The 14,348-nt window shown below is 72.0% G+C and carries 13 protein-coding genes; 9 read left to right on the top strand and 4 right to left on the bottom strand.

Going from position 1 to position 14,348, the window contains the following annotated elements:
- Positions 1–241: 241 nt before the first annotated feature.
- Both D3A59_RS26800 and D3A59_RS23870 read right to left on the bottom strand, forming a co-directional pair.
- Positions 242–529, bottom strand: a complete 288-nt coding sequence (locus D3A59_RS26800; protein WP_336470428.1) for a Rieske (2Fe-2S) protein — start codon at positions 527–529, stop codon at positions 242–244.
- Entirely contained in the window at positions 493–3,318 is a 2,826-nt protein-coding gene (locus D3A59_RS23870) for a PAS domain-containing protein (RefSeq protein ID WP_170162388.1), read from the bottom strand. Before D3A59_RS23870 ends, D3A59_RS26800 begins: the two co-directional genes overlap by 37 nt.
- 430 nt (positions 3,319–3,748) lie before the next feature.
- On the opposite strand from D3A59_RS23870, the gene D3A59_RS23865 reads away from it, so the two are divergent.
- The 4 genes from D3A59_RS23865 to D3A59_RS23850 all read left to right on the top strand — a co-directional run bounded on the left by D3A59_RS23865 (position 3,749) and on the right by D3A59_RS23850 (position 8,709).
- Complete coding sequence (locus D3A59_RS23865; protein ID WP_170162387.1) at positions 3,749–5,800, top strand: sensor domain-containing diguanylate cyclase; 2,052 nt, start codon at positions 3,749–3,751, stop codon at positions 5,798–5,800.
- A gap of 23 nt (positions 5,801–5,823) precedes the next feature.
- Complete coding sequence (locus D3A59_RS23860) at positions 5,824–6,339, top strand: GAF domain-containing protein (protein ID WP_119157815.1); 516 nt, start codon at positions 5,824–5,826, stop codon at positions 6,337–6,339.
- 211 nt (positions 6,340–6,550) lie between these two features.
- Positions 6,551–7,363, top strand: coding sequence for an alpha/beta fold hydrolase (locus tag D3A59_RS23855; RefSeq protein WP_119157814.1), 813 nt, complete (start codon positions 6,551–6,553; stop codon positions 7,361–7,363).
- Complete coding sequence (locus D3A59_RS23850) at positions 7,360–8,709, top strand: sensor domain-containing phosphodiesterase (protein WP_157991687.1); 1,350 nt, start codon at positions 7,360–7,362, stop codon at positions 8,707–8,709. Before D3A59_RS23855 ends, D3A59_RS23850 begins: the two co-directional genes overlap by 4 nt.
- Before the next feature lie 33 nt (positions 8,710–8,742).
- On the opposite strand, the gene D3A59_RS23845 is transcribed toward D3A59_RS23850, so the two are convergent.
- Positions 8,743–8,958, bottom strand: coding sequence for a hypothetical protein (locus D3A59_RS23845; RefSeq protein WP_119157812.1), 216 nt, complete (start codon positions 8,956–8,958; stop codon positions 8,743–8,745).
- Between the two features lie 137 nt (positions 8,959–9,095).
- A complete protein-coding gene (locus D3A59_RS23840; protein WP_119157811.1) occupies positions 9,096–10,370 on the bottom strand; it encodes a LysR family transcriptional regulator in 1,275 nt (424 codons plus the stop codon).
- Positions 10,371–10,648: 278 nt separating this feature from the next.
- Here D3A59_RS23840 and D3A59_RS23835 point away from each other — a divergent pair, with 278 nt between their 5' ends.
- Genes D3A59_RS23835 through D3A59_RS23815 form a run of 5 tightly spaced genes read left to right on the top strand, consistent with a single transcriptional unit; the run spans position 10,649 to position 14,159 of the window.
- Positions 10,649–11,368, top strand: coding sequence for an alpha/beta fold hydrolase (locus D3A59_RS23835; protein WP_119157810.1), 720 nt, complete (start codon positions 10,649–10,651; stop codon positions 11,366–11,368).
- A gap of 14 nt (positions 11,369–11,382) precedes the next feature.
- Positions 11,383–11,820: a nuclear transport factor 2 family protein gene (locus tag D3A59_RS23830; protein ID WP_240636191.1), complete on the top strand. Its 438-nt coding sequence runs from the start codon at positions 11,383–11,385 to the stop codon at positions 11,818–11,820.
- 29 nt (positions 11,821–11,849) lie between these two features.
- Entirely contained in the window at positions 11,850–12,722 is an 873-nt protein-coding gene (locus D3A59_RS23825; RefSeq protein ID WP_119157809.1) for a gallate dioxygenase, read from the top strand.
- Positions 12,719–13,078: a protocatechuate 3,4-dioxygenase gene (locus D3A59_RS23820; RefSeq protein WP_119157808.1), complete on the top strand. Its 360-nt coding sequence runs from the start codon at positions 12,719–12,721 to the stop codon at positions 13,076–13,078. Before D3A59_RS23825 ends, D3A59_RS23820 begins: the two co-directional genes overlap by 4 nt.
- Positions 13,079–13,124: 46 nt before the next feature.
- The gene (locus tag D3A59_RS23815) at positions 13,125–14,159 is read left to right on the top strand and encodes a TRAP transporter substrate-binding protein (protein ID WP_119157807.1); all 1,035 of its coding nucleotides are present in this window, start codon (positions 13,125–13,127) and stop codon (positions 14,157–14,159) included.
- Positions 14,160–14,348: the final 189 nt, after the last annotated feature.

The raw sequence follows: 14,348 nt of genomic DNA, 5'->3' as shown, positions 1-14,348 counted from the left end.
CTGAGACCGCGTTCATTACACGCAATGCGCGTTGCTCAAAACAGGAAGTAGATGCTGGAAAGGCCACTAGGGAAGTGGGGAACTGCAAAAGCTGAAGGCGAGCGGCTCCTCGGGCGGACCACCCACCCGCTGACCGAGCACGCAAGACTCGGGCGCTGGTGACGTCGGGATGAGCACGCGCAGGGCCGACCTGTTGACCTGTGCGCTCGACGGCAAGATCCTCCCGGTCCAAGGGAGACCCTCAGTCAAGCCCCACCGGCACCGAGCCGTTCTCGATGCGCACCGCGTAGCGGCGCACCGGCTCGGTGACAGGTGCGCAGGCGGGCCTTTCGCGCAAATGTTGTCGATGGCGCAGATACAGGCTCTGCCGCGTGCGCACCACCGTGTCGAGGTAGGGCGGCCGACGTTGAAGACCGTCGACGGCCCGCAGGGCTTGGCGCGGAACACCGCGCGGCTCGCCTCGCACTCGAGGCGCCCCTCCGCGGCGCCGGCTCAGGCCGCGGCGGCCTTGCGCGACGACGCGCAGCACTGCGCGACGATCTCCTGCACCGCGGTGACCTTGACCGGCTTGGTCAGGTGCATGTCGAAGCCTGCCTCCCGCGCCTGGCGCTTGTCCTCGTCGCTGCCCCAGCCGGTCAGCGCCACGAGCAGGGTCTGCGCCAGGGCCGGGTCCCGCCGGAAGCGGCGCGCCACCTCGTAGCCGTCCATCCCCGGCATGCCGATGTCGCAGAACACGACCGCGGGCGCGAACTCGTGCGCCGCGTCGAGCGCCTGCGGACCGTCGTAGGCGGTGCGGTTCTCGTAGCCGAACAGTCCGAGCATCAACGCCAGGCTGTCGGCGGCGTCGGCGTTGTCGTCCACCACCAGCACGCGGCGCGCGTTCGCGTTGCCCTTGGCGGGCACCACGGCCGCGCTCCCTGCGGAGCGGCGCTCCGGCGCCTTGGCCTCCTCGGTGAGCGGCAGCCGCAGGGTGAAGACCGCGCCGCGCCCCGGGCCGCGGCTCTCGGCCTCGAGCGTGCCCTCGTGCATCTCGACGAGGCGCCGGGAGATCGACAGGCCGATGCCGAGCCCGCCCTGGGCCCGGTCGAGGGTCCTGCCGACCTGCGTGAACATCTCGAACACCTTCGGCAGCATCTCCGGCGCGATGCCCACGCCGTTGTCCTTCACGCGCACGACGACTTCGCCGCCCTCGGCCGCCGCGGAGAGCTCGATGCGGCCACCGTCCGGGGTGTACTTGGCGGCGTTGTTGAGCAGGTTGCTCACCACCTGCGACAGCCGGGTCGGGTCGGCATCCAGCGGGATGGGGTCGCTGGGCAGGCGCAGGCTCAGCTCGTGGCGGCCGGCCTCGATGGCGGGACGGCTCGCCTCGACGGCGCTGTCGAGGACCGAGCGCAGCGTCAGCCGCTCGCGCCGCAGCTGGATCTTGCCGCGGCTGATGCGCGAGACGTCGAGCAGGTCGTCGATCAGGTGCACCATCTGGCCGATCTGGCGCTCCATCATCTCGAGCGCCTTCGGGGGGACGCTGCCGCCCGCGGCCGACAGGCGCAGGATCTGCAGGCCGTTGCGCACCGGCGCCAGCGGGTTGCGCAACTCGTGCGCGAGCGTGGCGAGGAACTCGTCCTTCCTGCGTGCCGCCTCCTGCAGCGCATCCTCCGCCGCCTGCTCCGCCGTGCGGTCGTGGGTGACGGCCAGCGCGTACTCGACCTCGCCGCCCGGCGCGAACTCGGGCACCACGCGGCTGTCGAAGTGGCGCGGCCCCTCGGGGGTCTGCAGGCGGAACCGGACGCCCGCCGGCCGGCCTTGCTCGAAGACATGCCGGATCACCGGCTCCCAGGCCGCGCAGACCTCCTCGGGCAGCCCGGCCTCGCGCTGCGTGCGGCCGAGGACCCCCGGGCGCCTCAGCCCGGTGAGCCGCTCGAAGCTCGCGTTGACGAAGACGTGGCGCAGTCCCCGGTCGTAGCGCGCCAGCAGGTTCGGCGTGTGGTCCACGAGCGAGCGCAGCTCCTGCTTGCGCTGCGCGAGCGCCACCTCGGCCTCCTTGCGCTCGGTGATGTCGATGTTGACGCCCAGCTTGCGCAGCGGCGCGCCGGACTCGTCCCGGAACACCTGCGCGCGGCAGGCCAGCCAGCGGATCGTGCCGTCCGGCCAGACGACGCGCCACTCGCCCTGGCAGACGCCGGTGTCCAGCGCCTCGCGGAGCTGCTCCCGGACCTGCGGCTGGTCGGCGGGATGGATGGCGTGGAGCCAGGCCTCCAGGCTTCCCCCCAGGCTGGCGGGCGGCAGCCCGTGCAGCGCCTCGAACTCCGGCGACCAGACGGCGGCGCCGGAGCGCAGGTCCAGCTCGAAGGAGCCGATGCGCGCCACCTGCTGCGCCAGTTCCAGCCGCTCGCGGGTGCGCTGCAGCGCCCGCTCGGCCCGCTTCGCGTCCGTGACGTCGCGGAAGTACAGCGACAGGCCTTCGTCCGCCGGATAGGCCTGGACCTGGAAGCAGCGCTCCGGGTCCGGGGAGCAGGCCTCGAACGCGACAGTCATCCCCTCGGAGACGGCGCGGCGGCACGACTGCTCCGCCTCGCTGCCGAACAGGCCCCCGAACTCCTCCCACAGGCTCCTGCCGAGCAGGTCCTCGCGGCCGCGGCCGATGAGCCGCTCGGCGGTCCGGTTCACGTAGGTGAAGCGCCAGTCGCGATCGACGGCAAGGAAGCCGTCGGAGATGCTCTCGAGCAGCGTGCGGTGCTGCACCTCGCTCGCCCGCAGCGCGTCCTCGGCGCGCTGCCGGTCCCAGGCGATCGCGAGGAAGTGGCTCACCGTCTGCAGGAACTCCACCTCGCCGGGATCGAAGGGCGTGCCGTCGCAGCGGCCCACCGCGAAGGTGCCGAGCAGCCCGCCGTCGCGCCCGAGCAGCGGATGGCAGGCGTAGGAGCACAGTCCGAGCTCGCGCAGGAAGCCGGCCGCCGGCTCGGGGACGGAGCGCGCGATGAAGCTCGCGTCGGCGACCAGGGGCTCGCGGCTGCCGGCCACCCGGCTGCAAAGGACCTGGCCGAGCCGCAGGCGGGTCGCGGCGTCCTGCAACTCGTCGGCGATGCCCGCGTCGCCCACCAGCCGCAGCGAGCCGTCGCGCTCCATCCGGTGGGCGAGCAGGATCTCGGCGCTCAGATGCGCCCGGATCCGCTCGAACACCTGCTCGGCCAGCGCGCCGCCGGCGACCGGCGCCTCGAGGATGTGGCGGGCGGCGGCAAGCAGCAGCGCCGCCCGCGCCGTCTCCGGCGGATGCTTCATGTCGCAGGCGGGCGTCGGGTCCGCGGTTTCGCAAGGCATCATTGAATACGTCTCACAAGGAGGGACGGACAGCGGGGCGCGCGGCGGCTCCGCAACGGGAGACGCCTGCGCCGCCCCCATGGCCCGGGCGGCCGAGCCGGGTTCTTCGGTCAGGCAGGGCGGGAATCGAACCGGGAAAAACCCCGGCCGGGCACCCCCCGGATTTCAGTGTCCTGCAAGTTTTCCATCTTGACCTTTATCAAACTTTAAACGGTCGCGTTTGTCGCAGATGCGACACGGGGCACGTGAAATCGGGCACGCGAATGCCCGGCGCGTGCGCGGCGCGGACGAAGCGGCCCGGGATGCCCTGCCCCGCGGCCTTCGCCACGCCGCCTGTCATGCCGCCGCTCAATATCCGCCGCGGGCGGCCGATAAGGGGCAGGACCCCGGGGTGCGCGGCAGAGCACGCCCTGCCAACGCATCCCACTCCGACATGACGACGAACCCGCGCTCCGAACGCAAGGCCCCCGAGGGGGCTGAGGGCCTCCGGGTGGGCCTGCTGCTGCTCGCGGTCTGCCTGGCGCTGGCGGCGGTCACGGCGAGCTTCCTCTGGCAGGCGCGCCGCACCGCGCTGTCGCAGGCCGAACTGGCGAGCCGCAACCTGGCCGCGTCCGTGCTCGACCAGGTGGTCGAGCAGACCCGGCAGGCCGACCTGATGGTCGGCCTGATCGTGCAGACGCTGCAGGCCGCGCCGGGCGGACAGCGCGACGCATCGCGGCTGCGCGACTCGATCCTGCGGGCCGTGACCGAGCATCCGACGCTGCACGAGCTGTACGTCTACGACCGGGATGGGGCGCTTCAGGCGAGCTCCGATGCCGAGCAGCGGCAAGAGCGCTCGGCAGGCGCGCGGGAGTTCTTCGCCTTTCACCGCGCCAACCCCGCCGACGTCCTGCACGTCGGCCGGCCCTATCGCACCGAAGCCGATGGCGACTGGGTGATCCCGCTGTCGCGCCGGGTGTCGGCGGTGGACGGGGGCTTCGCCGGCGTGGTGGTCGGAGTGCTCGCCCTCGAGCGACTGACCGCCTACTTCGAGCAGTTCGACCTCGGCCCCGACGGCCTGCTGGCCCTGAACACCCGTGACGCCACGCTGCTGGCGCGCCGGCCCCATGTCGAGCAGGCGATCGGCAGGAGCCTGAAGGATTCCCTCCTGTACCGTGAGCATTACTCGCGTGCCGCTGCGGGGACGTTCATGGCCACCTCGCCGGTGGACGGCATCGAGCGCCAGTACAGCTTCGCGCATTCCGCGACCTACCCGGTGATGGTGGTGGTGGCGAGCACCAAGGAGCATGTGCTGGCCGGCTGGCGGAAGACGGCAGCGATCAACGCCCTCGTGATCGGCGGGCTGCTGCTGCTGCTCGCCTTCGCCGGCGCGCGCACCCGGCGGGCGCTCGTGCGCCAGCGCCGCCTGACCGAGGAGCTGCAGCGCTCGAACCGGCGGCTCGGCGACCTGGAGCGGGCGATCGACGAGCACGAACTGGTCTCGATCACCGACGTGCAGGGCCGCATCGTGCATGTCAACGACCGCTTCTGCGCGCTGGCCGGGTACGGGCGGCAGGAGCTGCTCGGCCGCGACCACCGCATGCTGAACTCCGAGCGCCACCCGCGCGCCTTCTTCCGCGAGATGTGGCGCACCATCGCGCGGGGCGAGGTCTGGAAGGGCGAGATCCGCAACCGGGCCAAGGACGGCAGCAGCCACTGGGTGGAAACGACCATCGTTCCCTTCCTCGACGCCGAGGGCAAGCCCTACCAGTACATCGCGATCCGCAGCGACATCACCGAGCGCAAGCGCGCGGAGAACGAGATCCGCGCGGCCTACGAGGATCTGGCGCGCGCCAACCAGCAGCTGTCCCGGCTCGCGGCCTTCGACGAGCTCACCGGGCTGGCCAACCGGCGCCATTTCGACGAGACCCTGGCCGACGAGTTCAAGCGCGCACACCGCAGCGCGACACCGCTGAGCGTGCTGATGCTCGACGTCGACTTCTTCAAGCAGTTCAACGACAGCTACGGACACACCGCGGGCGACGCCTGCCTGCGCCGCGTGGCAATGGCCATCCGGCACGCGCTGCGCCGCCCGGGAGACCTGCCGGCGCGCTGGGGGGGCGAGGAGTTCGCCGTGCTGCTGCCGCAGACCGACGCGGAGGGGGCGCTGGCCGTCGCGCAGCTCGTGCGCGGGGCGCTGCTGTCGCAGTCGATCGAGCACCGCGGCAGCCCGCTCGGCTGCGTGACGATCAGCGTCGGCGTGCACTGCAGCATGCCCTCGCGGGGCGGCCCGGGGCCGGCCGGGATGATGGAATGCGCGGACCGCGCGCTCTACGCGGCCAAGCAGCGCGGACGCAACCGGGCCGAGCTGCACACCGCCGGGGACGGACCGCCCGCCGCCGACACCGCCTCCCGCCCTGCCTCGAGCCCGGCGGCCCTGACCCTGCCGCCCGCCCCGCTCCCGCAGCCCCCGGCGAGCCCCGCGGCCGCCTGCGACCGGCCCTGAGTTTCCCATCCCGCCCGCCGACGATGCTGCCCGCACCGATTCCCGACGACGAAACCGAACGCCTCGCGGCGCTGCACCGGATCATGCTCCTCGACACGCCGCCGGAGGAGCGCTTCGACCGGCTGGTCGAGTTCGCGGCGCACGAGCTCGACATGCCGATCGCGCTGATCTCGCTGCTGGACGAAGGGCGCCAGTGGTTCAAGTCCCGCGTCGGGGTGTCCCTCGCCGAGACGCCGCGCGACATCTCCTTCTGCGCCCACACGATCCTGGGCGAGGAGCTGCTCGTGATCGAGGACGCGAGCGAGGACGAGCGCTTTGCCGACAATCCCCTGGTGACCGGCGAAGCGCACATCCGCTTCTATGCCGGCGCGCCGCTGAAGTCCCCCAGCGGCCACAAGGTGGGCACGCTGTGCGTGCTGGACACCCGGCCCCGGCGGCTCGACCACATCGAGCGGGCGACGCTGGAAGCGCTGCGCGACCTGATCGGCAGCGAGCTGGCGGCGCGCGAGGCCGAGCGGCTCGCGGGCGGGGCGGGCTAGACATCCCCGGGTCCCCGGCGCCGGCCTCGCCCGCCGCCCGCGCACCTTCCGCCGGATCCGGTGCGCAGGATTGCACAGCCGCCCGAGGAAATCCTCGTTCAGATCTCCGGGCAGCTGCCGATGACAAAGGACGAGCGGCCGTCCCGCGGCGCACCGGCCAGAAGAGCTTCCGGGACCGATGCCGCACGAGAGTCGGCCCCTTGCATTGAACATGACAGCAATCGCCCGCAACAACGTGAGAATGCACGGCAGCGCCGGCAAGACCATGCTCTTCGCGCATGGCTTCGGCGGTGACCAGAACATGTGGCGCCTGGTGGCGCCCGCCTTCGCGCACGAGTACCGCATCGTGGTCTTCGACCAGGTCGGTGCCGGCCGGGCGCGGGCCGAGCGCTCGGAGCTGGCCGGGTACGTCAGCCTGGAGCGCTACGCCGACGACCTCATCGCCATCTGCGATGCGGCCGGCCTGCGGGACGTCGTGTACGTCGGCCACTCGGTGTCGGCCATGATCGGCGTGCTCGCCGCGATCCGCCGGCCCGACTGCTTCTCGAGGCTGGTGCTCATCGGCCCGTCGCCCTGCTACCTCAACGAGCCCGGCTACCACGGCGGCTTCGAGCGGCAGGACATCCTGGCGATGCTCGAGCAACTCGACGCCAACTACCTGGCCTGGTCGCGGATGATGGCGCCGGCCATCATGGGCAACCTGGACCGGCCCGAGCTCGGCGCGGAGCTGACGACCGGCTTCTGCAACTTCGACCCGGCCTTCGCCAAGCGGCTCGCGCGCCTGACCTTCCTCTCGGACAACCGCGGCGACCTGCCGCGGCTGCGCCGGCCCTCGCTGATCCTGCAGTGCACGGACGACCCGATCGCGCCGGAACCGGTGGGGGACTACATGCACGCGCACCTGCCCGGCAGCACGCTCAGGAAGTTGCGCGCCACCGGCCACTGCCCCAACCTGAGCGCACCCGAGGAGACCGTCGAGGCGATCAGGGCCTATCTCCTCGACCCCGGCAGCGAGCCCCGATGAATCGTGACGCAGGGGACCCTCGTCCCGCCGCATCCACCCCGGCCACGGCGGGGTCCGAGCATGTGCTGGACACGCTCGCCTGCGTCGCCGCCCGCGCGCTCGGCACGCGGTCGGTCCTAATCCTGCTGCCCGACGAGGCCGGCGTGCCGCGCGCCGGCCACGGGCACGGCTTCGACGCGTGCGGCGTCGCACGCGGTGCGCGGGTCGCGGACCCGGCGCTGCTGGACGATCGCGGCGTGCTCGTCCCCGACACGGCGGCGCAGACCCCACTCGCGCCCGGCGCCCTCGCCGTGGACGCGCCGGCGGCGCGCTTCCATGCCGAGGCGCCGATACGCACGGCCGACGGGCGGCGCATCGGCACGCTGTGCGCGCTGGACACCGTGCCGCGCGACACCGCGACGCGACCGGACGGGTTGCTCGAGCGCTTCGCCGTGCTGGCTGCGGCCCTCGCCTGCGGTCCCGCGTGCGGGCTTTCCTGCTCCGGCGGGATCCCGCAGGCAGCGCAGGAGGCCGGCGCCGCCGAGCCCCTGGCGCCCGGCCTCGCCCGCGCGCTGCAGCGGGGCGAGGAGCTGCTGCTGCACTACCAGCCCAAGGTCGACCTCGTCAGCGGCGAGGTGGTCGGCGTGGAGGCGCTGGTGCGCTGGCAGCATCCCGAGCGCGGCATGATCTCCCCGGCGGAGTTCGTTCCCATGGCCGAGCGCACCGGCCTGATCCTGCCGCTGGGCGAATGGGTGCTGCGCACCGCCTGCGCGCAGGTGCGCGCCTGGCAGGCCGCGAGCATCCGCCCGGTCCCGGTGGCGGTCAACCTCTCGGCGCGGCAACTGCTCGACAGCGACATCGTGGCCGTGGTGCGCGGGGCGATCGCGGAGCAGGGGATCGAGCCCGCGATGATCGAGCTGGAGCTGACCGAGTCGGTCTCGATGGACTGCCCGCAGCGCACTGCGCAGCTGATGCACGAGCTGCGGGCGCTGGGCATCACGCTGAGCATCGACGACTTCGGCACCGGCTTCTCGAGCCTGAGCTACCTGAAGAAGCTGCCGGTCGACAAGCTCAAGATCGACCGCTCCTTCGTCGCCGACATCACCGAGGACGAGGAGGCGCTGGCGGTGGTGCAGGCCATCCTGGCGATGGCGCACCGGCTGAACCTGCGCGTCGTGGCCGAGGGCGTGGAGACGGAGAAGCAGCTGACCTTCCTGACGCTGAACCACTGCGACGAGATGCAGGGCTACCACTTTAGCCGCCCGCTGCCGGCCGCCGACTGCACGCGGCTGCTGCAGGAGGGCCTGCGGCTGCAGCGGGACGAGAAGGCGCTGCGCGTGATGTCGAGCCTGTTCGGCATGCGCTGACGTGCCGCCCGGGCGCGGCCGGCCCCCGGGAGCTCAGGGCCGCAGGTCGAGTCCGCGCAGCGCCGATGGCACGCTTCCGGCGACCGCCGAGTAGTAGACCTGCCAGCGCTTGGCCTCCAGCTCCTCGCCGTCCGGGACCGGCTTCTTGCACTGGATGCAGCGCCAGGTCTCGCAGAAGTTCCCGGCATGCTCCGTCGGTTCCCACATCTCGCTGTCATTGCAGGCGGGGCAGGCGTTCAGCTCAGGCATCGACATCTCCTGTTGGCACGGGGGCGGCGCGCGCTCCGCACGCCGCCGTCCCGCACCTCCACTCTCGACCGGCGCGGGGCGGAGGGCAATCCCCGGGACGGGGAACGCGCCGGGCACGCGCGCTGCCAAGCGGCCGCTCAGGCCGGGCCGGCGGGCACCGCCGCGCGCAGCTCGGCCAGGAAGGCCTGCAGGTCGGGCGAGGGCTCGCCGAGGCTGCGGATGACGGCGCCGATCGGCCGCACGGTGCCGGGCAGCGCCACCGGGACGATGCACAGCCCGCCTGCCCCGGCGCCCTGCGCCTCGCCCAGCTGCCCGCGGGAGCTCAGGGCCAGCCGGTCGGTCTGGAGCACCAGCTCCCGTGTCAGCGAGGGGCTGTTCGCCTGCAGGCACCCGGCCGGTGGCGGCAGGCCCCGCGACGCGAAGGCGCGGTGCAGCGCCACGCTCGCGGGCGTTCCCGCCAGCGGCACGACCCACTCCCAGCGCAGCAGCTCGCCCAGATCCGGCGACGGCGCCGAGAGGCAGGGATGGCCGACGCGCGCCACCACCGCGAGCTCGTCCTCGAACAGCACCTCCTGCCTCACCTCCGCGCTGACCGCGCCGGTCCTCAGCGCGCCGAGGATGATGTCGACGTCCGCCTCCAGCAGCTTCTGCATCAGGCTCTCGTAGGTGCCGTCGGTGATCAGGATCTCGACCTCCGGGTGGCGCCGGCGCAGTGCGTCGACGGCGCGCGGCAGGAAGATCGAGACCGACAGCGGGAGCGCGCCGATGACGATGCGGCCGCGGATCTCGCCGCGCCAGGCGGCGATGTCGCCCTCCATCGCCCGCGCCTCCGCGCAGGCCAGCTTCACGCGGCGCAGCAGCGCCTCGCCGGCGAAGGTCAGCCGCGTGCCGCGCGCCGACTTGTGGAAGAGCGTGAGGCCGAGCTGCCGCTCGAGCTCGCGCAGCGCGCCGTGGACCGAGGGCTGGCTCACGCCGAGGGCCTGCGCGGCGCGCGCCTCGCTGCCGGCGACCGCGACGGCGAGCAGCGCCTTCAACGCCGCGGCGGAGACGGCAGCGGCGAAGCGCCCGGGGGCGGGCGGTGCGCCGGGCAGCGGTGGCGCCGCGGCGAAGGCCTCGGAGGCACCGCGTGCCAGGTGCAGCAGCAGCACGTCGGCGCGCCGCGCGAGCCGGGAGCCGAGCACGGTGGGCATCATGCCCTTGGCCGCGCGCTCGAAGAGCCTCACGTCGTGCAGCCTCTCGAGCTCGAGGATCGCGCGGGTGACCGCGGGTTGCGACAGGTGGATCGCCTCGGCGGCCCGCGCGGCGCTGCCGTGGCGCTCGACCGCGACAAGGCAGCGCAGCGCGCGCAGGCGCTCGACGAGGGGCGGCAGCGCCCGGGCTTCTGCGAGGGGGGGATCGGCAAGGGTCGGCATGGTCGCGACCGATTGTCGTTGCACGCCGGCGCCGCCGCACCGGCCCGCGCGCGTCGCCGCCGTCCCTGCACCGGTCGGGGTATAGGAAGAACGCATCGCCGCGCCACCCTTCGGCATTGGCCCTCCGGGCCGCCGCGCGCCATGCTGCGAAGTCATGACGGATCGTTCCCGCGCTTGATGCGGAACGCTCCGCGAGGCGCCCGGGCCGCGGACACGCGGCGCGGCCGCCGCACCGGACAACGCAAGGAGCCGAGAGGGCTCGAGAAAGGACCCAGCCCGTGAGCCGTTCGACCGTCGTCTTGCTGCCGGGCCTGCTGTGCGACGAGGCCGTCTGGGCCGGTCAGCGGCAGGCGCTGTCGGAGTTCGCGGACTGCGTGGTGCCGTCCTACGGCGAGCAGGACTCGATCCGCGGGATGGCGCAGGACGTGCTGGCCGCGCTCCCGCACGGGCCGCTCTCGCTGGCCGGGCATTCGATGGGCGGGCGGGTGGCGCTCGAGATGATGCGGATGGCGCCGGGGCGCATCGAGCAGATCGCCCTGCTCGACACCGGTCTCGAGCCGATCGCCGCGGGCGAGGCGGGGGAGGCCGAGCGCGCGAAGCGCTTCGCGCTGCTGCACACCGCGCAGCAGGCCGGCATGCGGGCGATGGGCCGGGAATGGGCGCGCGGCATGGTCCACCCCTCGCGGCTCGACTCGCCGCTCTTCGAGGACATCCTCGCCATGATCGAGCGCAGCACGCCCCGCGTCTTCGCGGCGCAGATCAACGCGCTGCTTGGGCGCCCGGATGCGCGCGAGGTGTTCCGCGCGGCCCGCTGCCCGACGCTGCTGGTGTGCGGCCGCCAGGACGCCTGGAGCCCGCTGTCGCGCCACGAGCAGATGCAGCAGATGCGGCCGGACGCGCGACTGGTGGTCGTCGAGGACTCGGGCCACATGGCGCCGATGGAGCAGCCCGAGGCGGTGTCGCTGGCCCTCGCCGCCTGGCTGCGGGACTGGAAATGAAGGAAGGCGCCGCTATGGACGAGCTGGAACGGATGCTTGCGCGCGAGGCCTGCCGCGAGCTGGTGCTGCAGGCCGCGCTGCACGTGGACGCCAACCGGCCCGAGCAGTTCGCCGCCCTCTTCGCCGAGGACGGCGTGCTCACGCGCCCCAACGCGCAGCCGCTGCGCGGCCGCGAGGCGATCCTGGCCGCCTACCGGCAGCGGCCCGCGGACCGCATCACCCGGCATCTCGTGACCAACACGCTCGTCACGCTCGAGTCGGACACCGAGGCGCGCGCCGCGAGCTACGTGCTGCTGTGGAGCGGCTCGGCCGACGCCGAGCCGGGCGCGCAGGGCCGCCCCGCGCACCCGCGCCGCATGGTCGGCGAGTTCGACGACCGCTTCGTGCTCACCGCTGAAGGATGGCGCATCGCGCGGCGCGAAGCGCGCTTCGTGCTCCACCTCGAGGCCTGAGAACGGCACTGAACGGAAAGGACCACCCTGTGGCAAGCATCATCGGCGGCATCGGCACCTCGCATGTCCCGACCATCGGCCTGACCTACGACAAGGGCCGCCAGAACGAACCGGCCTGGGCGCCGCTCTTCGAGGGCTACCGCCCGGTCGCGCGCTGGCTGGAGCAGACGCGGCCCGACGTGCTGGTGTTCTTCTACAACGACCACGCCAACAGCTTCTTCTTCGACCTCTATCCCACCTTCGCGATCGGCGTCAGCCCGTCCTTCGACACCGCGGACGAGGGCGGCGGGAAACGGCCGCTGCCGCCGATCAAGGGCCATCCGGAGCTGGCGGTGCACATCACGGAGTCGCTGGTCAACGAGGAATTCGACATGGCGGTGTTCCAGGACAAGCCCCTGGACCACGGCTGCCACTCCCCGCTGCCGCTGCTGTGGCCGCACCAGCCCGACTGGCCCGGCGCGGTGGTGCCGATCCAGGTCAACGTGCTGCAGTACCCGATGCCCACGGCGCTGCGCTGCTACAAGCTGGGCCAGGCAGTGCGGCGCGCGGTCGAGTCCTATCCCGAGGACCTGCGGGTCGTGGTGGTCGGCACCGGAGGCCTGTCGCACCAGATCCACGGCGAGCGCACTGGTTTCAACAACACCGAGTGGGACCTGCAGTTCCTCGAGCTTCTCGAGCACGATCCGCGCCGCCTCACCGAGCTCCGGCATGCCGACTACGTGCGGCTCGGCGGCGCGGAAGGGGCCGAGGTGATCATGTGGCTCGCGATGCGCGGCGCGCTCGGCGACGACATCCGCAAGCTGCACCAGAACTACTACCTCGCGACCACCACGGCGATGACGGTGGTGCTCTACGAGGACCTGGCGGGCGCGGGTACCGCCGGCGCAAGGAGCGCGGCATGAACCCCCAGCTCGAAGGCATCGAAAGCATCGAGGGGACCTATCCCTTCGACCTGCGCACCAGCATCCGGACCCTGCGCATCAACCGCTTCTTCTGGGGACTGGCGCGCGCCGAGAACCGCGAGCTCTACCTGGCCGATCCCGAGCGGGCCTTCGAGCAGGCCGGGCTGAGCGAGCACGAGCGCAGGCTCGTGCGCGAGCAGGACTGGATCGGCCTCATCCGCCACGGCGTCAATTTCTTCGTGCTGGAGAAGTTCGTGCGCGTGGCCCGCAAGTCCAATCTCGAGGTCTATGCCGCCATGCGGGGCGAGACGCTCGAGGCCTTCCTGCAGACGAGGCGCGTGCCCGATGCCAGGTAAGGCGAAATTCCCATCGCATGACCCAAGACCCACGAAGGAGACAAGCATGAAATCCCGCCTCAAGCTCGGCCTGCTGGCCGCACTCGCCACCACCGCGGTCGCGGCCGCGGCCCAGGAAGTGACGCTGAAGGTCCACCACATGTGGGTGCCGACCGCCAATGCGCCGACGAAGATCATCAACCCCTGGTGCGAGAAGATCGCGGCCGAGTCCAACAACCGGATGAAGTGCCAGATCTATCCCTCGCTGTCGCTCGGCGGCACGCCGGCGCAGCTGTTCGACCAGGCCAAGGACGGCGTCGCCGACATCGTCTACACGCTGCCGGGCTACACCCCGGGCCGCTTCCCGATCATCGAGGCCTTCGAACTGCCCTTCATGACCAACAAGGGCGAGGATGCGTCGAAGGCGGCCTGGGACTTCTACGCGAAGTACGGCCAGAAGGAGTTCGGCATGGTCAAGCCGCTGCTCATCAACGTGCACGAGGAGGGCTACCTGCACACGCGCAACAAGCCGGTGCAGAAGATGGAGGACCTGCGTGGCATGAAGTTGCGCGCCCCGACCCGCTTCACCACCAAGATGCTGACCAAGCTCGGCGCGACGCCGGTCGGCATGCCGCTGCCGACGCTGCCCGAGGCGGTCGGCAAGGGCGTGGTCGACGGCTTCCTGCTGGCCTGGGAGGCGATGCCGCCGCTGAAGCTGCACGAGATGGTCAAGTACCACATCGAGACCCCGCAGGACCGCCCCGCCCTCTACGCGAACGTGTTCATCATGGCGATGAACAAGGCCAAGTACGACAGCCTGCCGCCGGACCTGAAGGCGGTGATCGACCGCAACAGCGGCGCAGGCCTGTCGGCGATGGCCGGCCGCGCCTGGGACGAGGCCAAGCCGCCGGCACGCAAGCTCGCCGAGGCGCGCGGCAACCAGTTCCACACCCTGCCCACCGCCGAGGTGGATCGATGGACCAAGGCCACCGCCGACCTGCAGGACGAGTACGTGGACAACATGAACAAGCTGGGCCTGCCGGGCAAGCAGATGCTGCAGGACGCGCGCGACCTGCTCGCCAAGTACAACACCACCAAGTGAGGCCGGGCGGCCCGCTGCGTCGGGCCGCTCTTGCATGCGCCGCCCGCATCCGCGGGCGGCGTTTTCTCTTCACGGTCCCGCAAAGTCCGTGTTCACCGTGCACAGGCGAGATAGCGAAGGAAGGCGAGGTCCCAAAAGCAAAACCCCCGACCGCCAAATGGCGACCGGGGGTTTGGGTGTAATAGCCTG

It is taken from the genome of Caldimonas tepidiphila (genome assembly GCF_003569765.1).
Classification (GTDB): domain Bacteria; phylum Pseudomonadota; class Gammaproteobacteria; order Burkholderiales; family Burkholderiaceae_C; genus Caldimonas; species Caldimonas tepidiphila.
Note: the sequence above shows the minus strand (reverse complement) of the source record. Positions and strands in the feature narration are given on the sequence as shown.